Source organism: Mesorhizobium sp. WSM4840, assembly GCF_055811755.1.
Genome location: NZ_JBVVQD010000001.1, coordinates 216744 through 243119, shown reverse-complemented (window position 1 = coordinate 243119; position 26376 = coordinate 216744). Strand labels below are relative to the sequence as shown.

General features: G+C 62.0%; 32 protein-coding genes, 1 other RNA gene and 1 pseudogene. 21 read left to right on the top strand and 13 right to left on the bottom strand.

The genetic code is table 11. The features are described from left to right. Positions 1-21 precede the first annotated feature (21 nt). From AC0L3I_RS01320 to AC0L3I_RS01280, 9 genes are all read left to right on the top strand, one after another. Positions 22-924, top strand: coding sequence for a branched-chain amino acid ABC transporter permease (locus AC0L3I_RS01320; RefSeq protein WP_192361331.1), 903 nt, complete (start codon positions 22-24; stop codon positions 922-924). A gap of 4 nt (positions 925-928) precedes the next feature. Further along, on the top strand, positions 929-2524 hold the full coding sequence (livM, locus tag AC0L3I_RS01315) for a high-affinity branched-chain amino acid ABC transporter permease LivM (RefSeq protein ID WP_473525703.1): 1596 nt from the start codon (positions 929-931) through the stop codon (positions 2522-2524). Beyond that, entirely contained in the window at positions 2524-3687 is a 1164-nt protein-coding gene (locus AC0L3I_RS01310; protein ID WP_473525702.1) for an ABC transporter ATP-binding protein, read from the top strand. The genes livM and AC0L3I_RS01310 overlap by 1 nt, the downstream gene beginning before the upstream one ends. Beyond that, entirely contained in the window at positions 3687-4415 is a 729-nt protein-coding gene (locus AC0L3I_RS01305) for an ABC transporter ATP-binding protein (protein WP_192361325.1), read from the top strand. Before AC0L3I_RS01310 ends, AC0L3I_RS01305 begins: the two co-directional genes overlap by 1 nt. Positions 4416-4432: 17 nt before the next feature. Next, positions 4433-4780 (top strand): DUF6867 family protein, encoded by a 348-nt coding sequence (locus tag AC0L3I_RS01300; protein ID WP_352955213.1) that lies wholly within the window; start codon positions 4433-4435, stop codon positions 4778-4780. Between the two features lie 139 nt (positions 4781-4919). Beyond that, positions 4920-6050: a branched-chain amino acid ABC transporter substrate-binding protein gene (locus AC0L3I_RS01295; RefSeq protein WP_473525701.1), complete on the top strand. Its 1131-nt coding sequence runs from the start codon at positions 4920-4922 to the stop codon at positions 6048-6050. A 235-nt stretch (positions 6051-6285) separates the two neighbouring features. After that, complete coding sequence (pyc, locus tag AC0L3I_RS01290; RefSeq protein ID WP_473525700.1) at positions 6286-9744, top strand: pyruvate carboxylase; 3459 nt, start codon at positions 6286-6288, stop codon at positions 9742-9744. 270 nt (positions 9745-10014) lie between these two features. Further along, the gene (locus tag AC0L3I_RS01285; protein WP_023800031.1) at positions 10015-10275 is read left to right on the top strand and encodes a DUF2312 domain-containing protein; all 261 of its coding nucleotides are present in this window, start codon (positions 10015-10017) and stop codon (positions 10273-10275) included. A gap of 51 nt (positions 10276-10326) precedes the next feature. After that, positions 10327-10782 (top strand): hypothetical protein, encoded by a 456-nt coding sequence (locus AC0L3I_RS01280; RefSeq protein WP_473525699.1) that lies wholly within the window; start codon positions 10327-10329, stop codon positions 10780-10782. A 129-nt stretch (positions 10783-10911) separates the two neighbouring features. On the opposite strand, the gene AC0L3I_RS01275 is transcribed toward AC0L3I_RS01280, so the two are convergent. Continuing rightward, positions 10912-11421 carry an arsenate reductase ArsC gene (locus tag AC0L3I_RS01275; protein ID WP_473525698.1) on the bottom strand — a complete coding sequence of 170 codons (510 nt, stop codon included), beginning with the start codon at positions 11419-11421 and terminating at the stop codon, positions 10912-10914. Between the two features lie 216 nt (positions 11422-11637). Here AC0L3I_RS01275 and AC0L3I_RS01270 point away from each other — a divergent pair, with 216 nt between their 5' ends. Continuing rightward, positions 11638-11982 (top strand): hypothetical protein, encoded by a 345-nt coding sequence (locus AC0L3I_RS01270; RefSeq protein ID WP_473525697.1) that lies wholly within the window; start codon positions 11638-11640, stop codon positions 11980-11982. A 60-nt stretch (positions 11983-12042) separates the two neighbouring features. Here the strand turns inward: AC0L3I_RS01270 and msrB are convergent, their stop codons facing one another. The 6 genes from msrB to AC0L3I_RS01240 form a co-directional block, all read right to left on the bottom strand. Further along, a complete protein-coding gene (gene msrB / locus AC0L3I_RS01265; protein WP_473525696.1) occupies positions 12043-12447 on the bottom strand; it encodes a peptide-methionine (R)-S-oxide reductase MsrB in 405 nt (134 codons plus the stop codon). A 110-nt stretch (positions 12448-12557) separates the two neighbouring features. Continuing rightward, entirely contained in the window at positions 12558-13379 is an 822-nt protein-coding gene (locus AC0L3I_RS01260) for an MBL fold metallo-hydrolase (RefSeq protein ID WP_473525695.1), read from the bottom strand. After that, positions 13380-14570: a vWA domain-containing protein gene (locus tag AC0L3I_RS01255; RefSeq protein WP_473525694.1), complete on the bottom strand. Its 1191-nt coding sequence runs from the start codon at positions 14568-14570 to the stop codon at positions 13380-13382. It lies immediately after the preceding gene. A gap of 10 nt (positions 14571-14580) precedes the next feature. Next, positions 14581-14985, bottom strand: coding sequence for a type II toxin-antitoxin system HicB family antitoxin (locus AC0L3I_RS01250; RefSeq protein ID WP_473486313.1), 405 nt, complete (start codon positions 14983-14985; stop codon positions 14581-14583). A 46-nt stretch (positions 14986-15031) separates the two neighbouring features. Beyond that, on the bottom strand, positions 15032-15478 hold the full coding sequence (locus AC0L3I_RS01245) for a GNAT family N-acetyltransferase (RefSeq protein WP_473525693.1): 447 nt from the start codon (positions 15476-15478) through the stop codon (positions 15032-15034). A 176-nt stretch (positions 15479-15654) separates the two neighbouring features. Next, positions 15655-16494 carry an AAA family ATPase gene (locus AC0L3I_RS01240; protein ID WP_292576373.1) on the bottom strand — a complete coding sequence of 280 codons (840 nt, stop codon included), beginning with the start codon at positions 16492-16494 and terminating at the stop codon, positions 15655-15657. A 157-nt stretch (positions 16495-16651) separates the two neighbouring features. Here AC0L3I_RS01240 and ssrS point away from each other — a divergent pair. From ssrS to AC0L3I_RS01210, 6 genes and pseudogenes are all read left to right on the top strand, one after another. Next, positions 16652-16807, top strand: a non-coding RNA gene (gene ssrS, locus AC0L3I_RS01235) — 6S RNA. A gap of 96 nt (positions 16808-16903) precedes the next feature. Continuing rightward, the gene (locus tag AC0L3I_RS01230) at positions 16904-17488 is read left to right on the top strand and encodes a 5-formyltetrahydrofolate cyclo-ligase (RefSeq protein WP_473525692.1); all 585 of its coding nucleotides are present in this window, start codon (positions 16904-16906) and stop codon (positions 17486-17488) included. Between the two features lie 69 nt (positions 17489-17557). Continuing rightward, the gene (locus AC0L3I_RS01225) at positions 17558-18007 is read left to right on the top strand and encodes a DUF3592 domain-containing protein (protein WP_473525691.1); all 450 of its coding nucleotides are present in this window, start codon (positions 17558-17560) and stop codon (positions 18005-18007) included. 29 nt (positions 18008-18036) lie between these two features. After that, positions 18037-18123, top strand: a pseudogene (locus AC0L3I_RS01220) (5-formyltetrahydrofolate cyclo-ligase); the annotation flags it as partial. Positions 18124-18206: 83 nt separating this feature from the next. Next, the gene (locus AC0L3I_RS01215) at positions 18207-19031 is read left to right on the top strand and encodes a TIGR00282 family metallophosphoesterase (protein WP_292160016.1); all 825 of its coding nucleotides are present in this window, start codon (positions 18207-18209) and stop codon (positions 19029-19031) included. 72 nt (positions 19032-19103) lie between these two features. Beyond that, positions 19104-19871, top strand: coding sequence for a TerC family protein (locus AC0L3I_RS01210; protein ID WP_473525690.1), 768 nt, complete (start codon positions 19104-19106; stop codon positions 19869-19871). Between the two features lie 293 nt (positions 19872-20164). Here AC0L3I_RS01210 and AC0L3I_RS01205 read toward each other — a convergent pair whose 3' ends face one another. The 3 genes from AC0L3I_RS01205 to AC0L3I_RS01195 are packed head-to-tail and all read right to left on the bottom strand — an operon-like array spanning position 20165 to position 21521. Further along, positions 20165-20632: an SRPBCC family protein gene (locus AC0L3I_RS01205; RefSeq protein ID WP_473525689.1), complete on the bottom strand. Its 468-nt coding sequence runs from the start codon at positions 20630-20632 to the stop codon at positions 20165-20167. A gap of 27 nt (positions 20633-20659) precedes the next feature. Next, the gene (locus AC0L3I_RS01200; RefSeq protein ID WP_292576361.1) at positions 20660-21022 is read right to left on the bottom strand and encodes a hypothetical protein; all 363 of its coding nucleotides are present in this window, start codon (positions 21020-21022) and stop codon (positions 20660-20662) included. Positions 21023-21038: 16 nt separating this feature from the next. After that, complete coding sequence (locus AC0L3I_RS01195) at positions 21039-21521, bottom strand: SRPBCC domain-containing protein (RefSeq protein WP_473525688.1); 483 nt, start codon at positions 21519-21521, stop codon at positions 21039-21041. A gap of 51 nt (positions 21522-21572) precedes the next feature. Here AC0L3I_RS01195 and AC0L3I_RS01190 point away from each other — a divergent pair, with 51 nt between their 5' ends. The 3 genes from AC0L3I_RS01190 to AC0L3I_RS01180 all read left to right on the top strand — a co-directional run bounded on the left by AC0L3I_RS01190 (position 21573) and on the right by AC0L3I_RS01180 (position 23224). Next, positions 21573-21896, top strand: coding sequence for an ArsR/SmtB family transcription factor (locus AC0L3I_RS01190; protein WP_029348930.1), 324 nt, complete (start codon positions 21573-21575; stop codon positions 21894-21896). A gap of 228 nt (positions 21897-22124) precedes the next feature. Then, complete coding sequence (locus AC0L3I_RS01185; RefSeq protein ID WP_023800014.1) at positions 22125-22874, top strand: YebC/PmpR family DNA-binding transcriptional regulator; 750 nt, start codon at positions 22125-22127, stop codon at positions 22872-22874. A 17-nt stretch (positions 22875-22891) separates the two neighbouring features. Next, positions 22892-23224: an Rdx family protein gene (locus AC0L3I_RS01180; RefSeq protein ID WP_473525687.1), complete on the top strand. Its 333-nt coding sequence runs from the start codon at positions 22892-22894 to the stop codon at positions 23222-23224. Positions 23225-23253: 29 nt separating this feature from the next. Here AC0L3I_RS01180 and AC0L3I_RS01175 read toward each other — a convergent pair whose 3' ends face one another. Both AC0L3I_RS01175 and AC0L3I_RS01170 read right to left on the bottom strand, forming a co-directional pair. Next, positions 23254-23733, bottom strand: coding sequence for an anthrone oxygenase family protein (locus AC0L3I_RS01175; RefSeq protein WP_473525686.1), 480 nt, complete (start codon positions 23731-23733; stop codon positions 23254-23256). Position 23734: 1 nt separating this feature from the next. Next, positions 23735-24568, bottom strand: coding sequence for a Rossmann-fold NAD(P)-binding domain-containing protein (locus AC0L3I_RS01170; protein WP_473525685.1), 834 nt, complete (start codon positions 24566-24568; stop codon positions 23735-23737). Positions 24569-24680: 112 nt separating this feature from the next. On the opposite strand from AC0L3I_RS01170, the gene AC0L3I_RS01165 reads away from it, so the two are divergent. Further along, entirely contained in the window at positions 24681-25322 is a 642-nt protein-coding gene (locus tag AC0L3I_RS01165; RefSeq protein WP_473525684.1) for a TetR/AcrR family transcriptional regulator, read from the top strand. A 66-nt stretch (positions 25323-25388) separates the two neighbouring features. Here the strand turns inward: AC0L3I_RS01165 and rpmE are convergent, their stop codons facing one another. After that, positions 25389-25610, bottom strand: a complete 222-nt coding sequence (gene rpmE / locus AC0L3I_RS01160) for a 50S ribosomal protein L31 (protein WP_006327661.1) — start codon at positions 25608-25610, stop codon at positions 25389-25391. A gap of 204 nt (positions 25611-25814) precedes the next feature. On the opposite strand from rpmE, the gene AC0L3I_RS01155 reads away from it, so the two are divergent. Beyond that, positions 25815-26376: ABC transporter transmembrane domain-containing protein (locus tag AC0L3I_RS01155; protein ID WP_473525683.1), on the top strand; the 562-nt coding region annotated here is incomplete at its 3' end.

Here is a 26376-nt window from a genome sequence, read left to right as displayed (position 1 = left end):
TTCCAGGGGAGCCACGACAGCATGCAGTACTTTGTCCAGCAGCTTATCAATGGGCTGACGCTGGGATCGATCTATGGGCTGATAGCGATCGGCTACACGATGGTCTACGGCATCATCGGCATGATCAATTTCGCCCATGGCGACATCTTCATGGTCGGCGCCTTCGCCGCCCTCATCGTTTTCCTCATCCTCGGCGCGATGTTCTATTCGGTGCCGATCGTCATCGCGCTGCTGATCATGATGATCGTGGCGATGCTGTTGACCAGCCTCTACAACTGGACGATCGAGAAAGTGGCCTACCGGCCGCTGCGCGGCTCGTTCCGGCTGGCGCCGCTGATCACCGCGATCGGCATGTCGATCGTGCTTTCCAATTTCGTCCAGGTGACGCAAGGGCCGCGCAACAAGCCGGTCCCGCCGATGGTGTCCAAGGTCTACAACATCGAAGGCATCAGCGTGTCGCTGAAGCAGATCATCATCGTTCTGGTCACCATAGTCCTGCTGGCGCTGTTCTGGTACCTGGTCAACAAGACCTCGCTGGGTCGAGCGCAAAGGGCGTGCGAGCAGGATCGCAAGATGGCCGCACTGCTCGGCATCGACGTCGATCGCACCATCTCGATCACCTTCATCATGGGCGCCGCCCTTGCCGCCGTCGCCGGCACGCTCTTCCTGATGTATTACGGCGTCGTGGTGTTTTCCGATGGCTTTACGCCCGGTGTGAAGGCATTTACTGCCGCGGTGCTCGGCGGCATCGGCTCGCTGCCCGGCGCCGTGCTCGGCGGGCTGATGATCGGCTTCATCGAGAGCATGTGGTCGGCCTATTTCTCGATCGACTACAAGGACGTCGCCGCCTTCTCCATCCTGGCGATCGTGCTGATCTTCCTGCCTTCCGGCATTCTGGGCCGGCCAGAAGTCGAAAAGGTCTGAGACCATGGCCGTCACCGCATCTCCGGAACGCGACGTCGTCGCCACCCCCGTCCAGCGCGCCACGCGCGAGGCGCTTTACGCGGGCGCCATCGTGCTTGGCCTGTTCGTGCTGTTCATTGGGCTGAAGACCGATCAGAACATCAGCAACGAGCTGATCCTGGTGCAGCGCTGGGGCCTGCTCGCCGTGGTGATGATCGCCACGATGGTCGGCCGCTTCCTTTACGTCGCCTATGGCCAGCCCTTCCTGGCCAAACAGAAGATCGCCGATGTCGCCACCGGCCTGTTGCCAGCCAGCGTCGCGACGCGGTTCTTCCGGTTGCCGTATTTCATCGCGGCCATCGCCATAGTGGCCGTGCTGGTTCTTCTGGCCGGCTCCCTCGATGGTTTGCTGGGGCCGGCTCTTGCCGGTTATGCACGGTTCGTGCGGGCGCTGGCGATCATCTATGCACTGGCCTGGGTGATCTATTATTTCCGGGCCTTCATTCTTGCGCATTTCTCGGGCCTGGGCATAACCGCGCTGGCGCTCTATCCGATCGTCGTCGTGCTGGTGCTTGCCCTCTATACGGGATCGATGGTGGGCGGCTTCCAGGGCTCGCTGAAATGGGTCGACAATTTCGGCATCCAAATCCTGATCTATGTGATGCTGGCCTGGGGACTGAATATCGTCGTCGGCCTCGCCGGTTTGCTTGACCTCGGCTATGTCGCCTTCTACGCCGTCGGCGCCTATGCCTACGCGCTACTCGGTACCCATTTCGGCCTGTCGTTCTGGATCCTGCTGCCGGCTGCCGGCGCCATGGCCGCGTTCTGGGGCGTCATGCTCGGCTTTCCGGTGCTGCGCTTGCGCGGCGACTATCTGGCGATCGTGACGCTCGCCTTCGGCGAGATCATAAGGCTGGTGATCATCAACTGGCGCGAAGTGACCAACGGCTCGGCCGGCATTTCCGGTATCCCGAAGGTCTCTTTCTTCGGCCTGATATCGTTCAACGTGTCGGATCCGAACTACATCTCGAAGGTTCTCGGCATCGCCCAATCTGGCGCCTACTACAAGATCTTCCTCTACTACCTGATCCTTGGGCTCTGCCTGCTGACGGCCTTTGTCACCATAAGGCTCAGGCGCATGCCGGTCGGCCGCGCCTGGGAAGCGCTGCGTGAAGACGAGATCGCCTGCCGCTCGCTCGGCATCAACACCACCACCACCAAACTCACCGCCTTTGCCACCGGCGCCATGTTCGGCGGCTTCGCCGGCTCGTTCTTCGCCGCAAGGCAAGGCTTCGTCAGCCCCGAATCCTTCATCTTCCTGGAATCGGCGATTATCCTCGCCATCGTCGTGCTCGGTGGCATGGGCTCGCTTGTCGGCATTGCCGTCGCCGCCCTAGTGATGATCGGCGGCACCGAGGCGCTGCGCGAACTCGATTTCCTGAAGCAGGTCTTCGGCCCAGATTTCACGCCGGAACTCTACCGCATGCTGCTGTTCGGCATAGCCATGGTCATCGTCATGGTGTGGAAGCCGCGCGGCTTTGTCGGCAGCCGTGAACCGACAGCCTTCCTCAAGGAGCGCAGGGCCGTATCCGGCTCCTTGACCAAGGAGGGCCACGGCTGATGAGTGATGCGGGCCTATCCATGAACGATGCCATCCTGCAGGTCGAGCATATGTCGATGAAGTTCGGTGGCCTAGTCGCCATTGGCGACCTGTCCTTCCAGGCCAGGCGCGGTGAGATCACCGCGCTGATCGGGCCGAACGGTGCCGGCAAGACCACCGTGTTCAACTGCATCACCGGCTTCTATAAGCCGTCGGAAGGCATGATCACGCTCAGCCGGCGCGACGGCTCGAGCTTCTTGCTCGAACGCCTGCCGAACCACGAGATTCCGGCGCGCGCCAAGGTGGCGCGCACCTTCCAGAACATTCGTCTGTTCTCGGGCATGACGCTGCTGGAGAACCTGCTGGTGGCGCAGCACAACAAGCTGATGAAGGCATCCGGCTACACCATCCTCGGCCTGTTCGGCTTCAGCGGCTACCGGACAGCATCGGCCGAGTCGATCGACCTGGCCAAGCACTGGCTGGAGAAGGCCAACCTCGTCGACCGAGCCGACGATCCGGCCGGCGACCTGCCCTATGGCGCGCAACGGCGCCTGGAGATCGCACGGGCCATGTGCACGGGTCCGGAACTGCTCTGCCTCGATGAACCGGCCGCCGGCCTCAATCCGAAGGAATCAATGGCGCTCAACGCGCTTTTGATGGACATCAAGGATACCACCGGCACGTCGATCCTGCTGATCGAGCACGACATGGCGGTGGTCATGCAGATTTCCGACCATATCGTGGTGCTCGAATACGGGCGCAAGATCTCGGACGGCAGTCCGCAGGCGGTACGCACCGACCCGCGCGTCATCGCCGCCTATCTCGGCGTCGAAGACGAGGACGTCGAGACGGTGCTGACCGAGGTCGGCGACGAAGACGTCATCGAGCAACTGGATACGGGCCCGGATTCGGCGCACGGCCCGGGCACATCATCTTCGTATCTCGCCGGACCGGTGACCGACACGGTCGGCCACAGCGAGGGCGAACGGGTCACGGTGTCGAAGGGCGCCTCGAAAGCCGGGCGGGTCGACGCAAGGTCGAGCGCCGCGGCAAGCAAGGCAGCCTCCCCGGCGGCAGCCAAGCAACCCTCTGCCGCGAAATCCTCAGCGGCAAAGCCGGCCACCAAGGCTCCGGTAAAGCCGAAGACACCGGGCGTCTCCGACCGGCGCGGAGGGCGTAAATAATGGCCGGCACAACGCTGCTCGATATCAAGGGCGTCCAGACTTACTACGGCAACATCAGGGCGCTGAACGGCGTCGATGTCACCGTCAAGCAGGGCGAGATCGTGGCGCTGATCGGCGCCAACGGCGCCGGCAAGTCGACGCTGATGATGACCATTTTTGGTGCTCCACGGGCGCGGGCAGGCACCATCACCTTTGCTGGCACCGACATCACCCAGTTGCCGACGCATGAGATCGCGCGCATGCGCATCGCCCAGTCGCCGGAGGGCCGGCGCATCTTCCCGCGCATGACGGTGATGGAAAACCTGCAGATGGGCGCCAGCCTCGACAACCTCCAGCACTACGACGAGGACGTCGAGAAGGTGTTCACGCTGTTTCCGCGCCTGAAGGAACGCATTGCCCAGCGCGGCGGCACGCTGTCGGGCGGCGAGCAGCAGATGCTGTCGATCGGACGTGCGCTGATGGCGCGGCCGAAGCTGCTCCTGCTCGACGAGCCGTCGCTGGGCCTGGCGCCGCTGATCGTCAAGCAGATCTTCGACGCCATCCGCGAGTTGAACCGCACGCAGGGGCTGACAGTGTTCCTGGTCGAGCAGAACGCCTTCGGGGCACTGAAGCTCGCCACGCGCGGCTATGTCATGGTCAACGGCAATGTGACGATGAGCGGCACCGGCAAGGAGCTGCTCGCCGATCCGGACGTGCGCGCCGCCTATCTCGAAGGCGGCCATCACTGAGTTCAGGAGTCTTCATCATGCAGGGCATTCTCTATGAGGAACCCTCCGTCTGGCAGTTCTTCTTCGTCACCTGCCTGCTTGGCGGCTGGGCGGCATGGATGACGGGCAAGGCCTGCGCCCAAACATGGCGCAGCTTCGTCCAATTGTTCGCCTATTTGCTCGGCCTCGGCATCGCCGTAAGGTTCATCCATCACGCACTGTTCGGCGGCACGATGTTCTCGCTGCAGTACTACATCGTCGACACCATTGTCCTGATGATATTGGGCTTCATCGGCTATCAATACACGCGCACCAACCAGATGGTGACACAGTATAACTGGCTCTACGAAAGAGCATCGCTTTTGAGCTGGAAACCAAAAGGTTGACGTTCACAATTAACGCCGTTCCGGGGATGAATCGGCGTGACAAGTGCCTGAAAATCGGCAAAGTACGTTTTCTGCGAGTAAAAGTGGGCATCGCATGAAAGCATCATCCACGCCCACTCTGTAAATGGGAGCGTTTTACATGAGAAAATCACTTTTGTCCGCCGTCGCCCTGACCGCGCTTGTCGCGTTCAGCGGAAGCGCGTGGGCTGACATCATGGTCGGCGTTGCCGGTCCGATCACCGGTCCGAACGCCGCCTTCGGCGCGCAGCTGCAAAAGGGCGCCGAACAGGCTGTCGCCGACATCAATGCGGCCGGCGGCATCAACGGCGAGCAGATCAAGCTCACGGTCGGCGACGACGTCTCCGATCCGAAGCAGGGCATCTCGGTCGCCAACAAGTTCGTCGCCGACGGCGTCAAGTACGTGGTCGGCCACTTCAACTCGGGCGTTTCGATCCCGGCATCGGAAGTCTACGCCGAGAACGGTATTCTCGAGATCACGCCGGCTGCGACCAATCCGAAGTTCACCGAACGCGGCATGTGGAACACCTTCCGCACCTGCGGACGCGACGATCAGCAGGGCAAGGTTGCTGGCGACTATCTCGCCGCGAACTTCAAGGATGCCAAGATCGCTGTCATCCATGACAAGACGCCTTACGGCCAAGGCCTCGCCGACGAAACCAAGAAGGCGCTTGCAGCCAGTGGCGTGACCGAGGCCATGTATGAAGGCATCAATGTCGGCGACAAGGATTTCTCGGCCCTTATCGCCAAGATGAAGGACGCGGGCGTCTCCGTCGTCTACTATGGCGGCCTGCACACCGAAGCCGGCCTGATCATACGCCAGCTCGCCGACCAGGGCCTCAAGGCAACCTTCATGTCCGGCGACGGCATCGTGTCAAACGAATTGGCCTCCATCGCCGGCGACGCCGTCGACGGCACCCTGATGACGTTCGCTCCGGATCCGCGCAAGAATCCGAACGCCAAGGAACTCGTCGAGAAGTTCCGCGCGGCCGGCTTCGAGCCTGAGGCCTATACGCTCTACTCCTACGCGGCGATGGAAATCATCGCGGCCGCCATCGCCAAGGCCGGTTCAGCCGATGACGCTCAGAAGGTAGCCGAGACCATCAAGTCGGCCGGCCCCTGGAAGACCACGATCGGCGAGATCGGCTATGATGCGAAAGGCGACATCACCCGTCCGGATTACGTCATGTACACCTGGAAGAAGGGTGACGACGGCAAGTACACCTACGTCGAGAACGCGCCCGGCAAATAACCGGACGCTGCTACATAAAATGCCCGGCGCCCCGCGCCGGGCATTTTTCATGGGAGTTTCCCGAAAGCCCGGATCGGGACTGCGAGGCGTCGTCCGGGACCGACACGCAATGTGTCAACGCTCCATAGATCAAACTAAATCGGTTTAATCGCTTCCTTCGATTTTGTTTGCACTGCAGCATTTTCGCGTTAATCATGTCGTCAGTTCCCTTCCGTTCGCGTCCGGAGCCTTGTCCTTGGCAATCTCGAAGATCCTTGTCGCCAACCGCTCCGAAATTGCCATCCGCGTCTTCCGCGCGGCCAACGAACTCGGCCTCAAAACCGTTGCGATCTGGGCCGAGGAGGACAAATACTCGCTGCATCGCTTCAAGGCCGACGAAAGCTATCAGGTCGGGCGCGGGCCGCATCTGACCAGGGATATGGGGCCGATCGAAAGCTATCTGTCGATCGAGGAAGTGATCCGCGTCGCCAGGCTTTCGGGCGCCGATGCCATCCATCCGGGTTACGGGCTGTTGTCGGAAAGCCCTGAGTTCGCCGAAGCCTGCGCCGGCGCAGGCATCATTTTCATCGGGCCCAAGCCGGATACGATGCGCAGGCTCGGCAACAAGGTCGCTGCACGCAACCTGGCGATCGAGGTCGGCGTGCCGGTAATTCCCGCTACCGATCCCTTGCCGGACGACATGGAAGCGGTGAAGGCACTCGCCAAGACGATCGGCTATCCGGTGATGCTGAAGGCATCGTGGGGCGGCGGCGGCCGCGGCATGCGCGCTATCCGCTCGGAAGCCGATCTCGCCCGCGAGGTGACGGAGGGCAAGCGCGAAGCGAAAGCCGCCTTCGGCAAGGACGAGGTCTATCTCGAAAAGCTGATCGAGCGCGCCCGCCATGTCGAGGTGCAGGTGCTGGGCGACATACACGGCAATGCCGTGCACCTGTTCGAGCGCGATTGCTCCATCCAGCGCCGCAACCAGAAGGTGGTCGAGCGCGCGCCGGCGCCGTATCTCGAAATGTCGCAGCGCGAAGAGCTTTGCGGTCATGCGCTAAAGATCGCCCGCGAGACGAGCTATATCGGCGCCGGCACGGTCGAATTCCTGCAGGATGCCGACACCGGCAAATTCTACTTCATCGAGGTCAACCCGCGCATCCAGGTCGAGCACACCGTTACCGAGCAGGTGACCGGCATCGACATCGTCAAGGCGCAGATCCACATCCTCGATGGTTTCGCCATCGGCACGCCGGAATCGGGCGTGCCGGCGCAGAAGGATATCAGGCTCAACGGCCACGCGCTGCAGTGCCGCATCACCACGGAAGATCCCGAGCAAAATTTCATTCCCGACTATGGTCGTATCACCGCCTATCGCGGCGCCACCGGTTTCGGCATCCGCCTCGATGGCGGCACAGCCTATTCGGGCGCGGTCATCACCCGTTTTTACGACCCGCTGCTGGAGAAGGTGACGGCCTGGGCGCCGACGCCGGCCGAGACCATCGCCCGGATGAACCGGGCATTGCGCGAGTTCCGCATTCGCGGCGTGGCGACCAATCTCACCTTCCTCGAGGCGATCATCAATCACCCGAGTTTCGCCGATAATTCCTACACGACCAAGTTCATCGACACGACGCCGGAGCTGTTCGCCAGCGTGAAGCGGCAGGACCGCGCGACCAAGCTGCTCAACTACCTCGCCGATGTCAGCGTCAACGGCCATCCCGAGACTCGTGGCCGGCCGCAGCCGAAGGCCGATGCGGCGGCACCTATGGTGCCCTATCTCAACGGCAATGTGCCCGATGGCAGCAAGCAGAAGCTCGACGCGCTTGGGCCGGAGAAATTCGCGGCCTGGATGCGCGCGCAGAGAGAGGTGCTGGTCACCGACACGACGATGCGCGACGGACATCAGTCCTTGCTCGCGACGCGGGTGCGCACATATGACATCGCCGGCATTGCCGGCACCTATGCGCGCGCGCTGCCGCAGCTTTTGTCGCTCGAATGCTGGGGCGGGGCGACGTTCGACGTCGCCATGCGCTTCCTCACCGAAGACCCTTGGGAACGGCTGTCGCTGGTGCGCGAGGCAGCGCCCAATTTGTTGCTGCAGATGCTTTTGCGCGGCGCCAACGGCGTCGGCTACACCAACTATCCCGACAATGTCGTCCAGCATTTCGTCAAACAGGCAGCCGCCGGCGGCATCGACCTGTTCCGGGTCTTCGACTGTTTGAACTGGGTCGATAACATGCGGGTCGCCATGGACGCGGTCGGCGCCGAAGGCAAGCTGATCGAAGCAGCGATCTGCTACACCGGCGATATACTCGACCCGGCCCGAGCCAAATACGACCTCAAATACTATGTCACGCTGGCCAGGGAGTTGCAGGCGGCCGGCGCCCATATCGTCGCGGTCAAGGACATGGCCGGCCTCCTAAAGCCCGCGGCGGCACGAGTGCTGTTCAGGGCGCTGCGCGAAGCGACCGACCTTCCGATCCATTTCCACACGCACGACACGTCAGGCCTCTCGGCGGCGACGGTGCTGGCTGCGGTGGACAGCGGCGTCGACGCCATCGACGCGGCGATGGATTCCTTGTCGGGCAACACCTCGCAGCCTTGCCTTGGCTCGATCGTTGAGGCCCTGAAAGGCACCGAGCGGGATCCGGGCCTCAACCCGCAATGGATCAGGAACATCTCGTTCTACTGGGAGGCGGTGCGCAACCAGTATGCCGCCTTCGAGAGCGACCTGAAGGGGCCGGCCTCGGAAGTCTACCTGCACGAAATGCCGGGTGGGCAATTCACCAATCTCAAGGAACAGGCGCGCTCGCTCGGTCTGGAGACACGCTGGCACGAAGTGGCGCAGACCTATCATGACGTCAATCTGATGTTCGGTGACATCGTCAAGGTGACGCCGTCGTCCAAGGTCGTCGGCGACATGGCGCTGATGATGGTGAGCCAGGACCTGACGGTCGCCGATGTCGAAAATCCGGCCAGGGATATCGCCTTCCCGGATTCGGTCGTGTCGATGCTGCGCGGCGATCTCGGCCAGTCGCCCGGCGGTTGGCCGGAGGCACTGCAGAAGAAGGTGCTTAAGGGCGACAAGCCGATCACCGTGCGACCTGGCTCGCTGTTGAAAGCGGCCAATCTCAAGGGCAGCCGCAAGGAGATCGAAGATAAGGTTGAGCGCAAGCTCAGCGAATTCGAATTCGCCTCTTGGCTGATGTATCCGAAGGTTTTCTCCGACTTTACCGCAGCGCAGGAAACCTACGGGCCGGTCAGTGTGCTGCCGACGCCAACCTATTTCTACGGCATGAAGCCGGAAGACGAGATCTTTGTCGACATCGAGAAGGGCAAGACGCTGGTGGTGCGCTGCCTGGCCATCGGCGATGTCGACGAGAAGGGCATGGTCACCGTGTTCTTCGAGCTCAACGGCCAGCCGCGCCGGGTCAAAGTGCCGGACCGCGCGCATGGCGCTTCCGCCGCCAAGGCACGGCGCAAGGCTGAGCCGGGCAACGAGGCGCATGTCGGCGCGCCGATGCCCGGCGTCGTCTCGGCGCTTGCCGTTGCCGCCGGCCAAGCGGTCAAGGCCGGCGACGTGCTGCTGTCGATCGAGGCGATGAAGATGGAGACGGCATTGCATGCCGAGCGCGATGGCACAATCGCCGAAGTGCTGGTGAAGGCCGGCGACCAGATTGACGCCAAGGATCTGCTGATCGCATTCGGATAAGGTGCGTTGATATTCAGGTGATGCCGGCCTGCAAACGCCGGCCTCCTGCGCTTCCGGTGCTCACGTACTTTAAGTACGCTCCGCTCCGGTTCTCGGAAGCCGGCGTTTTCGACTCGGCCTGACCTGAATCTCAACACACCTTAGGTCCTGCCCACCCTTCATGCCGCATCGATAACAGCTTGACCCGCCGCCCCCGGTCGGGCATCGAACCGCTGCAAATTCGCCGCGACAGTTCCTGAGTCGCGGCATGGAAAACGACGCGGAGAAAAAATGGCCGACGACATCACCGAAACCAGCCAGACTGTTGCCGCCGGCCAGCTGCGTGCCTTCATCGAGCGCATCGAGCGGCTCGAAGAAGAGAAGAAGACGATCGCCGACGACATCAAGGAAGTGTTCGCCGAAGCCAAGGGCACCGGCTTCGACACCAAGGCGATGCGGTCGATCATCCGTCTGCGCAAGAAGGACCAGGCCGAGCGGCAAGAGGAGGAAACCATCCTCGACCTCTACAAAGCCGCGCTCGGCATGGTGTAAGGCTGGTAACAGCCCTGGGCGCCGGTTGCGGCGCCCTCAACGGGTCGAACCATGAGCGAATTCGACTTTGGCGTCCGCCGCGCCTCTGAATTCCGCCAACGCGGCTTCTGGACGCTGTTCGCGGAGCGGCATCCGGAAGAAAGGGCTCTGATGGCGCGGCGCGGACCCTGGTTCTGGCAGCGCGGGCTGCCCGACTTCGCCTTGGTCCTTTCCATGTATGTCGCGCCGGCGCAGAACCATGTCGGCGTCTTCTTCGGCCGCAACGAGAAGTTCGGTGCCACGGAAGCCTGGTCGCGGTTGAAGCCTTTCCAGCCGGCGATCGAAGACAGTTTGAAGCTCAGGCCGGAACAGAGCTGCGAGGGCCTCGGCATCAATTCGCTATGGCGGGTGAACTGTTTTGCCGAGGACAATTGGCCGGCCATGGCCGACTGGCTGGTGACGGAAGCATCGCGTTTCGAGCGTGCCGTTGCCGAGGTTCTGGGCGAGGGTGGCGAAGCCGGTTCGTGAATTCGCCGGCCTGTCGGCCGCTTGAGCCTAAAGCGCGTCGCGTCTGAAGGGATTCGTGCGACGCGCTTTAGTTTTGCTTTTATGCATGTCGTTACCCCAAAACCGCTGCGCACTTTTGGGCGACATGCATTAGTTCGGCTTCTCCGTGTCGCCGCCGATCGCATCGAGATGGTGTTGCAGCGCCAGATGGTCGAGCGCATCCATCGGCAGATTGGTGAACAGCGAAATGCGGTTGTTGAGCATGCGATAGGCATCGGCAAAGGCAAGGTGCAGTTCGGCTTCGGTGCCGTCTGCCTTGGCTGGGTCCGGTATCGACCAGAGCGCGGTCATCGGATGACCTGGCCAGATCGGACAGGATTCGTTTGCGGTGCTGTCGCAAAGCGTGAAGATGAAGTTCATTTCCGGCGCATCGGGCTCGGCAAACTCGTCCCAGCCCTTCGAGCGGGCGAAGCTCGTATCGTAGTTGAGGCTCTCGAGCAGCTGCAGTGCGTAGGGATTGACCTCGCCCTTCGGCTGCGAACCGGCGGAAAAGGCCTTGAACCTGCCGGCACCGATCCGATTGAGGATGGCTTCCGCGATGATAGATCGCGCCGAATTGGCGTTGCAAAGAAACAGCACGTTGTAGACATTATCGCTCATCTCAAGACCTCCTTGGCAGGCGACTGGATGATGGGGGCAGCAGATTCCGGCAAGGTGTCTTTGCCGAGATGCCGACAAGGGCGACGTAGAAAGGTTTCACGACCGTTTGATGACAATCTTCCAAATCATACGCTTGCGTGCCGATGATCGACTTGCGTTGACGGGCTTGCTGCTTTGGACATCTCTGCGGCTATCGAATGAGAGAAAGCCGCATCGATGAGTGCGCCAGAGACTTTCGAAGGCGAAGACGGTAAGGCAGGCCGTGCGGCGGGTTTCTTCCGCTCGCGCTGGCAAGGCACGGTCCCGCTTGACCGGCTGTTCTGGCGCGATCTTGTCCTTGTCGGCACGGCGATCAATATCGCATTGTCGGTGCTGGCGCTGATCCTGCTCGGGCTGAAGCTGCCGCTCGCTCTCGTTCTGGCGGTGCATTTCGCGCCGGTGCCGTACAATTTCTTTCTGACTTTTGCGGTGTGGCGGACAGCCGAGAAATCCGGCGGCGTCAAGGCTTCGCTGATGACGCTGGGGGCTGTGCTGTGGCTGATACTAGTGGTGGTGATCTGAGAGGACAGCGCTGCCGGCAAAGGCCGGCCGAAGCCGTCCTTTGCCAACCTCGAATCTCTGTTAGGTGGCCGGCTCGAATTTCAGCGCGACGCCATTCATGCAATAGCGCAGGCCGGTCGGCGGCGGGCCGTCCTCGAAGACGTGGCCGAGATGGCTGCCGCAGCGGGCGCAGTGGCATTCGGTGCGGACCATGCCATAGCTGCGGTCGACAGTCGTCTCGACCGAACCGGGCACCGGATCGTTGAAGCTCGGCCAGCCGGTGCCGCTCTCGAACTTCAGCTTGGATTCGAACAAAGGCTGGTCGCAGCCGACGCAGGAAAAGGTGCCGGCGCGCTTCTCGTGGAGCAGGGCGCAGCTGCCCGGCCGCTCGGTGCCGTGGTTGCGCATCACCGCATATTGCTCCGGCGTCAGCCGGGCGCGCCATTCGGCATCGGTGCGGGTGACTGGGTAGGTGTGACTATCCATTTTTTGCCTCTTAGTTCATGCCGCTATTGGGGTTGTCTTCCCAAGTTCGCCTAAAATAGGCATTTGTTACGGCGTTTGCCGGTATTTCCGATGCTGCCGCGAAGAATTCCTCAGGCGATCGCCGCGAGATACCGCGCAACCGACCCTGCAAATACCGTCTTTGCATTTCCGAGGACGTTCTGGTTCCACCATGCGCCGTAGATATGGTCGAACGCGAAAGGCTCCAGCGCAGCCTCGATGCCGAGCACTTTCGCCGCATTGAGCGGGATGTAGTTCGGGTAGCTGTACATGAAGCTGACATGGCGGCGCGTTGGGGTCACCTGCAAGATGTCGCCGGCCAGGATGGCGTCGCCGCCGTCGCGCTTCCAGTGCAGCACCTGGCCCCCGGCAAAGTGACCGCCGCAACGGATAAGTGTCAGCGAGGGGTTTAGGGCGCGCGTCTCGCCCTCCCAACTGATAACAGCCGGATGCGGCCGCATGATCCACTGACGGTCATCGGCGTGCAGATAAATCGGCACGCCGCCAAACGCCTCACTCCACTCGACCATCGCCGAATAATAATGGCAGTGCGAAATGGCGATCGCGGTGAGGCCGCCCCGTCGGTTGATTTCGGCCACCGCCTCGCTGCTGACCATCGAGATGCAGTCCCACAGCACATTGCCGTGCGGGGTTTGTGCCAGCAGCGCCCGCTGACCGATGGCGAAGCGCGGCTCGATGCCGAAGGCGAGCACGCCGGCATCGTCTTTCATCACGATCCGATGCCCGGCGGCGAGCTCTTCCGGCGTGATCCAGGCCTGGCCCTCCCAGCGCACATATTGCCGCTCGTCCTCGCAGATCGGGCAATGTTGCGGCGGCGTCGTTGCCGCCGCGAACTGGACGCCACATTGCAGGCAGAGGAAACAGGTCGGCCGTCCTGTTTTGCGTGGATCCATTCAGTGCTTCCTTGAAAGTTGCTTCGTCGCGGCTTCGAGCCCGGCGAGCGTCAGCGGAAACATGCGGCCGCCAAAGATATCGCGGATCATGGCGATCGAATGAGTATAGCCCCAGTGTTTCTCATTTTCCGGGTTGAGCCACACCGCGCCCGGCCATTGCTGCAGCAGACGGCCGAGCCAGACGACGCCGGCCTCCGGATTCCAGTGCTCGACCGAGCCGCCGGGATGCGCGATCTCATAGGGGCTCATCGAGGCATCGCCGACGACGATCACCTTGTAGTCCGGACCGTATTTGTGGAGCAGATCGAAGGTCGGGATTACCTCCGCATGGCGACGGCGATTGTCCTTCCATACGCCCTCGTAGAGGCAGTTATGGAAGTAAAAATATTCGAGCTGGCGGAATTCGGCGCGGGCGGCCGAAAACAGCTCCTCGACGCTCCTGATGTGGTCGTCCATCGAGCCGCCGACATCGAAGAACATCAGCAGCTTCACCGCATTGCGCCGCTCGGGCCGTGTCTGCACGTCGAGATAGCCATGTTCGGCCGTGGCGTGAATGGTGCCGGGCAGGTCGAACTCCTCCTCGGCGCCTTCGCGCACCCAACGGCGCAAACGCTTCAGCGCGATCTTGATGTTGCGGGTGCCGAGCTCGACGGCATCGTCGAAATTCCTGAACTCGCGCTTGTCCCAGACTTTCACCGCACGGCGGTTGCGGCTTTCGTGCTGGCCGATGCGAACGCCTTCGGGATTGTAGCCATAGGCGCCGAACGGTGAGGTGCCGCCGGTGCCGATCCATTTCGACCCGCCCTGGTGGCGGCCCTTCTGTTCCTCCAGCCGCTTTTCCAGCGTTTCCATCAGCTTTTCGAAACCGCCCAGGGCCTCGACCAGCTTTTTCTCTTCTTCGGTCAGGTGCTTTTCGGCAAGCCGCCGCAGCCATTCCTCCGGGATGTTTTCGACGTCGACCGGGTTTTCGCCAGCCAGCGCTTCAACGCCCTTGAAAATGTGTGAAAAGACCTGGTCAAAACGGTCGATGTGGCGCTCATCCTTCACCAGTGCGGCGCGGGCAAGATAGTAAAACCCCTCGACGTCATAGTCGACCAGCCCTGCCTCCAGCCCGTCCAGCAGCGACAGATATTCTCGGAGCGAGACCGGAACCCGCGCAGCCTTCAGTTCGAGGAAGAAGGGGATGAACATGGTCCGACTTTTATCTGTGCCCTTCAATCTTCTCCCGTGCGGCGCTGGCGATGAAGGCGGAACGCGTGAGGCCGCGTCGGCTCGCTTCGGCATCGATTGCCGCCAAAAGGCCTGCGTCGAGCGACAGATTGGCCCGGACAGGCCGTCCGGAATCGATCAGCACGGGAATCATCACGGCAGATTCGCCGGCAGCGCTATCGATTTCGCCCAGTCTGAGCATATCTGCCACCGTGCGCGAGCCGGGCAAGGGCAAGTGCTTCGCCATCCGTGCCTCAGCCCATTCACGAACGGCGGAGGTCGCATCGGCTATCGCGTCCTCGGGACTTGCGCCACCGCCGTGACATCCGGGAAGCTCGGGCACCCGCACTCCCCAGACATCATCTGCGCCGTCAAGAATTCCGACATAGTGAATCATGATTTGTCCTCAAATCCATCTGGCAGGCCGGGCGATCGACCGTTCATCACATCAAATCATATTCGATGAAGCCGGTCCTGCGCGCCACGTGATCGTAGAGCTTGCGCGCGGTGGTGTTGGTCTCGTGCGTCATCCAGTAGACATTCCTGACGCCGATCTTGCCGGCTTCCTGCTTGACCGCCTCGATCAGGGCGGCGCCGACGCCCTTGCCGCGCACATCCGGGTCGGCGAACAGGTCCTGCAGATAGCAGTTGTTCATCTGCGACCAGCAGGAGCGGTGATAGAGATAATGTGTCAGGCCGACCGCCTTGCCGTCCAGGGTGGCGACAAAACCCTTCGGTTCGAACTCACCCGCCGTGAACAGCCGCTTCCAGGTGACGGCGTAGACCTCTTCCGGCAGCTTGGTTTCGTAAAAGGTGAGGTAGGCAGTCCACAGACGCTGCCAGTCGGCGTGGTCGGATTGTGCCAGTGGGCGGACGGTGATCTCGGTCATTTCGTTTCCTTCCGAAGCTTCGGGCCAAGCTGCCTCGTTGCCCGGCTGGCGGCAACGGTCCAGCAACGGGAAAGCGCTGTCCGCCGCCGCATGCCCGGCCCTCCGCTACGGCTCCGGGCGTTCGTCGCTCGAAAAGCCAAATCGTTGGCTTTTCGTCGGCTTTGGCCGCCCGCTCCTCACCCCTGCCTTCTCGCCATGAATGCCAGGCGCTCGAACAGATGGACGTCCTGTTCGTTCTTCAAAAGCGCGCCGTGCAGCTTGGGGAGCGCGTTCTTCGGGTCGGCGCGCAAATCCTCGGGCGCGATGTCGTCGGCGACGAGCAGGCGGATCCAGTCCAGTGCCTCGGAGGTCGACGGCTTCTTTTTCAGACCCGGCACATCGCGGATCTCGTAGAACTGCGTGAGTGCGGCGCGCACCAGGTTCTGCTTGATGCCGGGATAGTGCACGTCGACGATCCTGTGCAGTGTCTCGACGTCGGGAAAGCGGATATAGTGGAAGAAGCAGCGGCGCAGGAAGGCGTCCGGCAGCTCCTTCTCGTTGTTGGAGGTGATGATGACGATGGGGCGCACAGCGGCGCGGACCGTTTCGCCGGTCTCGTAGACGAAGAACTCCATCCTATCGAGTTCCTGCAACAGATCGTTGGGGAATTCGATATCGGCCTTGTCGATCTCGTCGATCAGAAGCACCACCTTCTTGCCGGCGGCGAAGGCGTCCCACAGCTTGCCGCGTTTGATGTAGTTCCTGATGTCGTTGAAGCGCTCGTCGCCGAGCTGGCTGTCGCGCAGCCGCGAGACGGCGTCATACTCGTAGAGGCCCTGCTGCGCCCTTGTCGTCGACTTGACGTGCCATTCGATCAGCTCGAGGCCGAGCGCGGCCGCCACTTGCCTGGCCAGTTCGGTCTTGCCGGTGCCGGGCTCGCCCTTAACCAGCAATGGCCGCTCGAGCGCGATCGCCGCGTTGACCGCCACCATCAGATCCTTGTCGGCGACATAGGCCGCCGTGCCTTCGAAACGCATTTTTGCTCCTCGGTTCGATCGAGCCGACCGTAAGGATGCGGCCACGCCGGCGCAAGCACGAGCTCGGGCGCTGCGTATGGCGGAAATTCTGAATGATAAAGCCGCCAACCATGCCGTGTCTCTGGCGCTTGGCCGGCCATCGGCCTATATTGGGGTCGGCGGTCTGCGCTTCCCGGCAGGAGACACTTTTCCCCGGGGCCTTAACGATCCTTAGGGAGCTGTCCCTGGGAAGACCCGTGGGTTTTCTCACACGGCGCCCACCTACTTTGTAGGCACCCGGGATCGACTTCTCCACCGGTTGTGTGGATCGTCATTTTTCGCAAGGCATCCACGCATTCCGGTGGATCATAAGGTGGAAAACGTCGCTCCCAAAACTTCATCTCCAATCTGACCTTTTCTACCTTGGCGCATGACATCTTCGAGAGACCTGAAAAAACATCTTCGCAAGGAAGCGCTCGGGCGACGTGATGCGCTCGACGAATTCTGGCGCGTGGAAATCGCGCTCGAAATGGCCGAGACCGCGCGCGACCAGATCGCGGTCGAACCGGGCCAGATCATCTCCGGCTTCTGGCCGATGCGTTCGGAGGTCGATGTCCGGCCGCTGATGTTCGCCTTGCGCGAAAAGGGCGCAAGGCTTTGCCTGCCGGCGATCCTCGACAAGACCACCATCGTCTTTCGTGAGCTGGTGCGGGGCGCGCCGATGGTCGAGATGGGGTTCGGCACGGTCGGCCCGCATGAGGAGGCTGCGGTGCTCGATCCGGCGGTGATGCTGGTGCCGCTCGCCGCTTTCGACGCGCGTGGCCACCGTATCGGCTACGGCGCCGGCTACTACGACCGCGCGATCGCCAAGCTGGTCAACAAGGGGCAGCCGCCCAGGCTGATCGGCATCGCCTTCGACTGCCAGGAGGTGGCACAGGTGCCGGACGAGAACCATGACGTCATCATCCCGGAAATACTCACCGAGAGCGGGCTACGCTGCTTCGATATCCCTTAAAATATCACGATCTGCTTGACACGTTTCTAAGAAATATCAAATAGTCTTTCTGCAATACAATCTGGTGCGATGGCGGCAAAGGTTTTTGTCTTTATGCGTTTCCTTCTGATGCCTTTCGCCCTGATCACGGCAGCGCTGTTTGCGATGGGATTGCACATCATCGGAACCTCTCTGTATCATCAGGCCGTCTGGTATCAGACGGTCGCCACCGTGACGGATGTCAATCCCTACACTGAAATGCAGAAAAACGGCCTCACCAAAGATGGCATCAATGTCGCCGTCAGCTATATGGCTAACGACGCGCCGATGACTTGGTCCGGAAAGGAAAAGGTTATCGGTCTTTATGGAGTGTCCATAGGCGACAAGGTAGAGTTGTACTACGACCCTGCCGATCCGTCGAACCTCGATTCCGCCGCAGCCAAGGGTTGGCGCGGCGCGCTGTTGCTCCTTGCCGCTACCGGTGGTTTCACCGCCTTCTACGTCTGGTTCTTCTGGCTACGCCGACGGAACGCGCCGTAGACGTTGCCTAGCCCGATCGCGTTGCGGGCGCGCAGGTGCCGGATGAGAATCACGACGTGATCATTCCGGAAATACTCACCGAGAGCGGGTTGCGTCGGTTCGCGCTGCAATTATAGATACACGTCAATGGACGCATGATCTTTTGCGGAAAGTCATGCAGCTTTTGCTTCGCTGACTTTCGGTTCGGGATCATGCATAGATGAGACTTCTCTTCCTCGGCGACATGGTCGGCAAGACTGGACGCACGGCGGTGTGGGAACAACTGCCCGGCCTGATCTCGGATTTCAAACTCGACTTCGTTATCGTCAACGGCGAGAACGCCGCCGGCGGCTTCGGCATCACCGAAGAGATCTTTCGCGAGACGATCTCGGCGGGAGCCGATGTCGTCACCACCGGCAACCATGTCTGGGACCAGCGCGATGCGCTGGCTTTCGCGCCGCGGGAGGAACGGTTCCTGCGTCCGTCCAATTTCCCCAAGGGCACGCCGGGGCGGGGCTCCGGCGTCTATATCGCCAGGAACGGCGCACGCGTTCTGGTCGCCAACATCATGGGCCGGGTGTTCATGCATCCTGAACTCGACGATCCGTTCCAGGCCGGTGAGCGCGAGCTTGCCGCCTGCCCGCTCGGCGAGCAGGCCGATGCGGTGGTCATCGATTTCCATGCCGAGGCGACCTCTGAAAAAATGTGCTTTGCGCATTTCGTCGACGGCCGCGCCAGCCTGGTCGTCGGCACCCACACGCACCAGCCGACCGGCGACCACCAGATCCTCAATGGCGGCACCGGCTATATCTCCGACGCCGGCATGTGCGGCGACTACGATTCTTCGCTCGGCATGGACAAGGAGGAGCCGCTCAACCGGTTTCTGTCGAAGGTGCCGAAAGGGCGCTTCGAGGCGGCGACCGGCCCGGCGACATTGTGCGGCGTCGGCGTCGACATTTCGGATCGCAGCGGCCTGACCGAGCGGATTGCGCCGTTTCGTCGCGGACCGCGGCTGGAGGAAACGGCGCCATCGTTCTGGTCATGACATTGATGTAAGCGATTGTACTACCTAATTGCCGGCTACGCCTGCTTCAGATCGTAAGAGGGGACGACCTCCATGCAGCTCATCGAATTCCTGGCGCCGCATTTCGCCTTTGTCTCCGATCCGACCGCATGGGTAGCGTTGCTGACGCTGATTGTGCTGGAGGTCGTGCTCGGCATCGACAATCTGATCTTCATCTCGATCCTCACCAACAAATTGCCGGAGGCACAAAGGGCCCGCGCCCGGCGGCTCGGCATTTCTGCCGCGCTGATCATGCGGCTGGTTCTGCTTGCCACCATCTCGATCATCGTCCAGTTGACGGCGCCGGTATTCACTGCTTTCGGCCATGGCTTTTCCTGGCGCGATCTGATCCTGATCGCCGGCGGCCTGTTCCTCGTCTGGAAGGCGACCAAGGAGATCCACCACACGGTCGATCTCGAGGATCACCAGGATACGATGATGGGCTCGACGCTGCAGCTTTCGCTGGCCGGCGCTATCTTCCAGATCCTGCTGCTCGACCTCGTCTTTTCGATCGATTCGATCATCACCGCGGTCGGCATGACCGACGAGATCGCCATCATGTACATCGCCGTCATCGTGGCGGTCAGCGTGATGATGCTGGCGGCCGGGCCGCTCGCCGATTTCATCGCCAAGAACCCCAGCATTGTCATGCTGGCGCTGAGCTTCCTGCTGATGATCGGCATGACGCTGATCGCCGACGGCATGGGCTTCCATGTGCCGAAGGGCTACATCTACGCCGCCATGGGTTTTTCCGCCCTTGTCGAGGGCTTCAACATGCTGGCGCGGCGTCGGAGGAGGGCAAAGGCGGGCGCGGGGCACTGAAGTTGGCGGAGCGAAGCGACGGCGCGAAGGCCTGAGCTCTGCCTCAATTGTCGCGGCCATGCAGAACCTTTGAGACGTCGGAGGGACAGCCCCCTCTGTCCTGCCGGACATCTCCCCCGCAAGGAGGGAGATTGGCAGCTTTAGCGCTCCGCTCGTCCTGCAGCGTTGGAGACTGGCGAAAGCCGAAGTGATATCCAATCCCCCCTTGCGGGTCCCCTCATCGGGGAGATGTCCGGCAGGACAGAGGGGGGTGGGAAGGATCGCTGCAGAATGGCTTTTGGCACCCGAAGACCTTAGTCGGTCGGCACGCCCTTCGGGTGACGGTCGCCGATCAAGCCAAGCGTCAGGCCTTGCTCCAGCCACGCCTTGGCGCCGGCGAGCACCAGCGCGAAGCCATCGGTCGAGCCGATCGCCTGCTTGACCTGCTCGTCGGCACTGCCGGCAAAACCGAAATTGCGAACCTCGACAAAGGTCGTGCCGCCCGGCAGCTCGGTAAAGGTCCAGACCACCGTTGTCGGCGGATCGCTCCATTGCATGACGATTTTGTCGTCCCGGACGATCTCGCTGACCGTGACCGGCGTCGAGACGCCATACATGCGCCATTCCCAGCGAACCTCGTTGCCGCTGTCCAACCTGTCGCTGCCATGGGTGAACCAGAATTTCGTCGTGATCGCCGGATCGACGATGGCTTCGAACACTTCTGCGACCGGCCGCCGGATCAGCATGCCGGCTTCGGCGGTCGGTGTCTCACGGATGTCCATTTCGTCCTCCTTCCGAACAGGTCTCCGTCACCATGCGTCGGGTTCGCGCACCAGGTGAATGATGTTGGCCGGATTGGTGATCCAGCCGCCGCGAAAACCTTCGCCGAGCGCCTCGATGGCGTCGCAGCGCACGACGCCGGCCTTGGCGAGATGATCGGCGGCGGCCGGAAAATCATCGGTGAACAGCTCCAGCCAGACCTCGGCCTGGCTCAGCATCGGCGCCTCGTCGATCCACAGGCGATTGGGACCGAGTTCGAAACCGATCGCCGGCGCCTTGGCCGTGAACGGCTTCAGGCCGACGACATCGCGGTAGAAGGCGATCGTCTCCTGGTATTGGTGTGGCGGCACCTTCATGGCGATGTTGATGCCGCCGTTGATCTTCGCAGCCATTCTTTCCTCCGTCTTCTCAGATATTGTCTTCGCTCGCCGGCTCGCCCTTCATCTCGCTGCGATAGTAGCCGTCGCGCAAATTGATCCCGTATTCGACATAGGCCTTCATGCAGGCCAGCATCTGCGACCAGCCCTCGCAATTGAGGTAGGACTTCTTCAGGCCGACCGCGTCCTCGTGCCAGCCGGCCTCGGCGATGGTGACGAAGGTGCCGCCGTCGTCTAGCGGCTCGAAATTCATCTCGATGCGCGTCTTGTAAGCCGGCTTGCCGTCGGCGTCGGTGGCGTCCCAGCGCAGCACGATGCGGATGTCTTTATCCACTTCGTCGACCTCGACCGGGACCTTGCCCCACCAGACGACCTTGGCGCCGGCCACCAGCGGGGCACTGGCGCCGCCGATTGTGGTGAAATAGCCGCTGAGTTTGTTCGGGTTGACGACCGCGTCGAAAACTTCGGCGACCGGTTTGCCGATGCGGCCCGAAACTCTGAATCCAAGAGACATATCCACAGCTCCTTCCTTGATCGGATCGATATTGTGTTATAAAAATATAACATGTCAAGCAAAGCGCAGGACGACAATGTTTTCAAGGCGCTGGCGCATCCGCGCCGGCGTGCGCTGCTGGACGAGTTGAAAGACGCGCCGCGGACCACCGGCATGCTGTGCGATGCCTTTCCCGACATGGACCGCTGCACCGTCATGCTGCATCTGAAAGTGCTGGAGGAAGCCGACCTGGTGGTGGCGCGGCGCGAGGGGCGCGAGCGCTGGAACCATCTCAATGCGCTGCCGATCAAGCAGATCCACGACCGCTGGATCAGCCAGTACGCCACGCATGCGATCAGCATTCTCGACCGGCTGAAATCCGATCTGGAGGGGTGAAATGGCCGCAGGAAAGCAGCTGGCGGTTACGTTGCCGCACCACCCTCACGGCGCGGCTGGACGAATTGAGCCGATTTATCTATAAGCCGGCCATTCCGACATAGAGCGCCGTACGTCCATCCGGACGCACCAGGGACGTTCTGAAATTTTGACTTCGAGCATTTTGGCAAAAGGCGAGGTAATTACTTCGCTGCAGGATGCTCTAGCCGAGAAGACGACAGGGGTGCCATGGCTGGCCATTCACAGTTCAAGAACATCATGCACCGCAAGGGCCGCCAGGACGCGGTGCGGTCGAAAATGTTTTCCAAGCTGGCGCGCGAAATAACCGTCGCCGCCAAGAGCGGCACGCCGGATCCGTCGATGAACCCGCGCCTGCGTCTTGCCGTGCAGAACGCCAAGGCGGTGTCGATGCCGAAGGACAATATCCAGCGCGCCATCAACAAGGCGTCGATGGGCGACGCCGAGACTTACGAAGCTGTGCGCTACGAAGGCTATGGGCCGGGTGGCGTTGCGCTGATCGTCGAGGCGCTGACCGACAACCGCAACCGCTCGGCGTCGAATGTGCGCGCCGCCTTCACCAAGGCTGGCGGGGCGATGGGCGAAACTGGCTCGGTGTCGTTCATGTGGGACCGTGTCGGCGAGATCTTCTATCCGGCGTCAGTCGGCAGCGCCGAGAAGGTCATGGACGCGGCGATCGAGGCCGGGGCCGACGACGTCCAGTCGGACGAGGAAGGCCACACGATCTATTGCGCGTTCGAGAACCTCGGCGAGGTGTCGAAGGCGCTGGAAGGCGCGCTCGGCGAGGCTGAATCGGTGAAGCCGATCTGGAAGCCGCAAACCAACATCGCGGTCGACGAGGAGCGGGCACAGTCGCTGATGAAGCTGGTCGCCACGCTCGAGGACGATGATGACGTGCAGAGCGTCTACGCCAATTTTGAGGTCGACGACGAGACCATGGCGAAGCTCAGCGCGGCATGAGCGGAGCTCAGCCAGACATGAGCGGAGCTCAGTCCGACATGAGCGGACAGGCGCTGCCCCGCGTCCGCATCACTTATTGCACGCAGTGCCAGTGGCTGCTGCGGGCCGGCTGGATGGCGCAGGAGCTGCTGTCGACCTTCGGAACGGATCTGGGCGAGGTCACGCTGGTGCCGGGCACCGGCGGCATTTTCACCATTTCCTGCAACGACACGCTGGTCTGGGACCGCAAGCGCGATGGCGGCTTTCCCGATGCCGCAAGGCTCAAGCAACTGGTTCGCGACGTGATTGATCCGGATCGCGATCTCGGCCATGCCGATCGTAAGGGCCACAAGTCAAAAGACCCTGCCTGACGCAAGGTCTCTTAGATTTCTGCCCTAATTCACCGCCACGCCACGATGAAGCAGCCCAGCGCCACGATGGCGGTGATGGTGCGGACGTGGTTCCACATCACCCAGTCCCTGAGATAGGTGGCCCACACGGCGGCGCCGTTGGCGCTTGCCGGATCGACGGCGGCCAGCGCGTTGTTGAGCGGCACGTTGAAAATCATCGTCACGATCAGGTTGCCGACGAGATAGATCAGGGCGCCGGCGGGAAGCCACAACGAGCCCGGTTGGCCCCATCCGATGACAGCGCCGGCGGCGAGGACAAGGCAGACCAGCCCGGTGCCGAAAAGCGCGGTCATGAACATCGGCGTCACCGCAGTGACGTTGATCGAATTCATGGCGGCGATGCCGCCCGCGGCCGGCATGCGGGCGAGGCCCGGCATGACGAAGCTGGAAAAGGCGAAGAAGACACCAGCGACGACGCCCGAGCCGAGCGCGGCGATGAAGGTGAGGGTGGGGAGCAGCTTCATGATCATGTCAGTCACTCCAGGTGCCCGTAGCGGCGGTTTCGGTTGCATAGGCGGAAAAGTCTTTCGGCGCGCGGCCGAGCACCCGCTCGACGCCGTCGGTCAGCGCCTCGTTGCGGCCGTCGAGCACCTCGGTGAACAGTTCGTTGAGCAGCCAGGCGAACTCGGCCGGCAACTCGTACCCGGCTACTGCGGCGGTGAACTCGGCATGCGAAATCCGTTTGAACCGGATGTCACGACCGCTCGCCTTGCTGATCTCGGCGACCGCGTCGGCGAAGCTCAGCAGCCGTGGTCCCGTCAACTCGTAAAGCTGGCCGATATGGCCTTGCCGGGTAAGCACCGTCACGGCGGCGTCGGCAATGTCGTCGGCGTCGACGAACGGTTCTCCGACAGTGCCGACCGGCAAAGCCACCTCACCGGCGAGAAGCGGATCAAGCAAAAAACTCTCGCTGAAGTTCTGGGAAAACCAGGCGCAGCGCAGGATCGTCCAGTCGGCGCCTGAGGCTTTCAGCATCTCTTCGGCGCGTTGCGCTTCCGTTTCGCCGCGCCCCGACAGCAGCACCAGCCGGCGCACACCGCTTGCCACGGCAAGGTTGGCGAAGGCGCCGACCGCTTCGGCCGCACCGGGCACCGCAAGATCAGGATAGTAGCTGATGTAGACGGCGCCGACACCGTCAAGTGCGGGGGCCCAGGTCGCGTCGTTTTCCCAGTCGAAGGGCGGCGTGCCCGAGCGCGAGCCGATGCGTACCGGCAAGCCCTGCGCCGTCAGCCTGTCCGCGAGACGACGGCCGGTCTTGCCGGTGCCGCCGAGGATCAAAGTCGGTTTCCTTGCTGTGTCGATCATGGTGATTTTCCTTTGTTTACAAACATGAGCAATCCTCACATTTGCAAAACGTGATAAACCCTCGTATTTTGTGAGTCAAGCTAATTTGTTGATTGTTCGTCAGGAGACAGTGATGGAAGGCTCGACCTTATCGAGTTCACAGGATGGTCAGATCGCATCGCCACGCCGGGCACCAAGCCAGCAGCGCAGCCGCGAGCGGGTCGAGCGGATGCTGGCTGCCGCCTCCGCGCTGATCGCCGAGCAAGGCAGCGATGCCATGCGCATGGGCGAAGTGGCGGAACGGGCCGGCGTGTCGATCGGTTCACTCTACCAGTTCTTCCCGGACAAGCGGGCGATCATCTGGGCACTGGCCGAGCGCTACACCGTTCAAAGCCAGGCCTGCATCGCGGCAGCACTTGCACAGGTTAGCGACGCCGAAGGGCTGCGGCGGGCATTTTCCGAGCTGGTGGATATTTATTATGGGCTGTTCCTGGCGGAGCCGGTGATGCGCGACATCTGGTCGGGTACACAAGCCGACAAGGCGCTGCGCGAACTCGAGCTTGCGGACAGCCGGGCCAATGCCGAATTCCTCACAGCGGTGCTGAAGCGGCTGCGGCCTGCCGCCGATCCGGCGGCGCTGGAAACGACGGCGCTTCTCATCTGGCAGATGGGCGAGGCCACCATGCGGCTGGCGATCTCGGTCGGTCGAAAGGAAGGCGACGACTTGGTCGCCGCCTACAAGCGCATGGCGCTGCGCGAGCTGGTCGACGAATAGAGCCGCATTCCGGCAACAAAAAACCCGCCACGAGGGCGGGTTCTTGATCTACGAAAGGCCTGCGGCTTAGAGCCCAAAACCTTCGAAACGCTTCTTGAACTTCGACAGGCGGCCGCCGCGGTCGAGCAGGGTCTGCTGGCCGCCGGTCCAGGCCGGATGGGTGGTCGGATCGATGTCGAGGTTCATCGTATCGCCTTCCTTGCCCCAGGTCGAACGGGTCATGTATTCGGTGCCGTCGGTCATGACGACCTTGATGGTGTGGTAGTCGGGATGGATGTCGGTCTTCATTGTGCTATTCCTGGTTCGCTGGGGCTGCTGACGGGCATAAAGCCTGCGTCGATGCGCCCCTTTTTAAAACTCGAAGCCGCAGCTATTGAGGAGCCACGGCTTTTAAAAACGGTCGGCGAGCCTATACATCAGCCGGAATTGAATCACAAGGCCGCGGTAAGCGCATATTGAGGCGCATGCCCAGAAGAGCCAGAGGAAACGGTCATGGCGCACACCAGCGGCGATGCAGACGAGCGTAGGCGCTCGCTCAAGCCGCTGCGGCGCCTGTTCCCCTACATCACCCGCTACCGGAAAATGATCATTGGCGCGGTCGTCTCGCTGACCATTGCTGCGGCGACAACGCTGGCGCTGCCGCTCGCCGTACGGCGGATGATCGATCACGGCTTTTCCGCCTCCAATTCCAGTTTCATCGCCGAGTACTTCGCCATGCTGGTGGTGATGGCTGCCTTGCTCGCTGCGGCGTCAGCCAGCCGCTACTATTTCGTCATCACGCTGGGCGAGCGCGTCGTCGCCGACATCCGCAGCGATGTGTTCCGCCATGTCACGACGCTGTCGCCATCCTTCTTCGACACCGCCCAGTCGGGCGAGATCGTCTCGCGCCTCGCCGCCGACACGACGCAGGTCAAGTCGGCGGTCGGGGCCCCCCCCCCCGGGGCGCGGGGCCACGGCAAAAAGGGGGGCGGCGCCCGGGGGGTGATTGTGTTGAACAACCCCCAGCTGGGGGGGGTTGTGATAGCCGCCCACCCCGGGGTAGTGGTGGCGCTGG

Excerpts from the sequence above, each read along its gene's own strand:
- AC0L3I_RS01300 (WP_352955213.1), top strand. The coding sequence starts at position 4,433 with ATGCAGGGCATTCTCTATGAGGAACCCTCCGTCTGGCAGTTCTTCTTC.
- AC0L3I_RS01210 (WP_473525690.1), top strand. The coding sequence starts at position 19,104 with ATGCAGCTCATCGAATTCCTGGCGCCGCATTTCGCCTTTGTCTCCGAT.
- AC0L3I_RS01215 (WP_292160016.1), top strand. The coding sequence starts at position 18,207 with ATGAGACTTCTCTTCCTCGGCGACATGGTCGGCAAGACTGGACGCACG.
- AC0L3I_RS01195 (WP_473525688.1), bottom strand. The coding sequence starts at position 21,521 with ATGTCTCTTGGATTCAGAGTTTCGGGCCGCATCGGCAAACCGGTCGCC.
- AC0L3I_RS01245 (WP_473525693.1), bottom strand. The coding sequence starts at position 15,478 with ATGACCGAGATCACCGTCCGCCCACTGGCACAATCCGACCACGCCGAC.
- AC0L3I_RS01310 (WP_473525702.1), top strand. The coding sequence starts at position 2,524 with ATGAGTGATGCGGGCCTATCCATGAACGATGCCATCCTGCAGGTCGAG.
- rpmE (WP_006327661.1), bottom strand. The coding sequence starts at position 25,610 with ATGAAGACCGACATCCATCCCGACTACCACACCATCAAGGTCGTCATG.
- AC0L3I_RS01295 (WP_473525701.1), top strand. The coding sequence starts at position 4,920 with ATGAGAAAATCACTTTTGTCCGCCGTCGCCCTGACCGCGCTTGTCGCG.
- AC0L3I_RS01250 (WP_473486313.1), bottom strand. The coding sequence starts at position 14,985 with ATGATTCACTATGTCGGAATTCTTGACGGCGCAGATGATGTCTGGGGA.
- AC0L3I_RS01190 (WP_029348930.1), top strand. The coding sequence starts at position 21,573 with ATGTCAAGCAAAGCGCAGGACGACAATGTTTTCAAGGCGCTGGCGCAT.
- livM (WP_473525703.1), top strand. The coding sequence starts at position 929 with ATGGCCGTCACCGCATCTCCGGAACGCGACGTCGTCGCCACCCCCGTC.
- AC0L3I_RS01225 (WP_473525691.1), top strand. The coding sequence starts at position 17,558 with ATGGCGGCAAAGGTTTTTGTCTTTATGCGTTTCCTTCTGATGCCTTTC.
- AC0L3I_RS01175 (WP_473525686.1), bottom strand. The coding sequence starts at position 23,733 with ATGATCATGAAGCTGCTCCCCACCCTCACCTTCATCGCCGCGCTCGGC.
- AC0L3I_RS01320 (WP_192361331.1), top strand. The coding sequence starts at position 22 with ATGCAGTACTTTGTCCAGCAGCTTATCAATGGGCTGACGCTGGGATCG.
- AC0L3I_RS01280 (WP_473525699.1), top strand. The coding sequence starts at position 10,327 with ATGAGCGAATTCGACTTTGGCGTCCGCCGCGCCTCTGAATTCCGCCAA.
- AC0L3I_RS01285 (WP_023800031.1), top strand. The coding sequence starts at position 10,015 with ATGGCCGACGACATCACCGAAACCAGCCAGACTGTTGCCGCCGGCCAG.
- msrB (WP_473525696.1), bottom strand. The coding sequence starts at position 12,447 with ATGGATAGTCACACCTACCCAGTCACCCGCACCGATGCCGAATGGCGC.
- AC0L3I_RS01305 (WP_192361325.1), top strand. The coding sequence starts at position 3,687 with ATGGCCGGCACAACGCTGCTCGATATCAAGGGCGTCCAGACTTACTAC.
- AC0L3I_RS01230 (WP_473525692.1), top strand. The coding sequence starts at position 16,904 with ATGACATCTTCGAGAGACCTGAAAAAACATCTTCGCAAGGAAGCGCTC.
- AC0L3I_RS01240 (WP_292576373.1), bottom strand. The coding sequence starts at position 16,494 with ATGCGTTTCGAAGGCACGGCGGCCTATGTCGCCGACAAGGATCTGATG.
- AC0L3I_RS01275 (WP_473525698.1), bottom strand. The coding sequence starts at position 11,421 with ATGAGCGATAATGTCTACAACGTGCTGTTTCTTTGCAACGCCAATTCG.
- AC0L3I_RS01170 (WP_473525685.1), bottom strand. The coding sequence starts at position 24,568 with ATGATCGACACAGCAAGGAAACCGACTTTGATCCTCGGCGGCACCGGC.
- AC0L3I_RS01165 (WP_473525684.1), top strand. The coding sequence starts at position 24,681 with ATGGAAGGCTCGACCTTATCGAGTTCACAGGATGGTCAGATCGCATCG.
- AC0L3I_RS01270 (WP_473525697.1), top strand. The coding sequence starts at position 11,638 with ATGAGTGCGCCAGAGACTTTCGAAGGCGAAGACGGTAAGGCAGGCCGT.
- AC0L3I_RS01200 (WP_292576361.1), bottom strand. The coding sequence starts at position 21,022 with ATGGCTGCGAAGATCAACGGCGGCATCAACATCGCCATGAAGGTGCCG.
- AC0L3I_RS01205 (WP_473525689.1), bottom strand. The coding sequence starts at position 20,632 with ATGGACATCCGTGAGACACCGACCGCCGAAGCCGGCATGCTGATCCGG.
- AC0L3I_RS01185 (WP_023800014.1), top strand. The coding sequence starts at position 22,125 with ATGGCTGGCCATTCACAGTTCAAGAACATCATGCACCGCAAGGGCCGC.
- AC0L3I_RS01180 (WP_473525687.1), top strand. The coding sequence starts at position 22,892 with ATGAGCGGAGCTCAGTCCGACATGAGCGGACAGGCGCTGCCCCGCGTC.
- AC0L3I_RS01255 (WP_473525694.1), bottom strand. The coding sequence starts at position 14,570 with ATGTTCATCCCCTTCTTCCTCGAACTGAAGGCTGCGCGGGTTCCGGTC.
- AC0L3I_RS01260 (WP_473525695.1), bottom strand. The coding sequence starts at position 13,379 with ATGGATCCACGCAAAACAGGACGGCCGACCTGTTTCCTCTGCCTGCAA.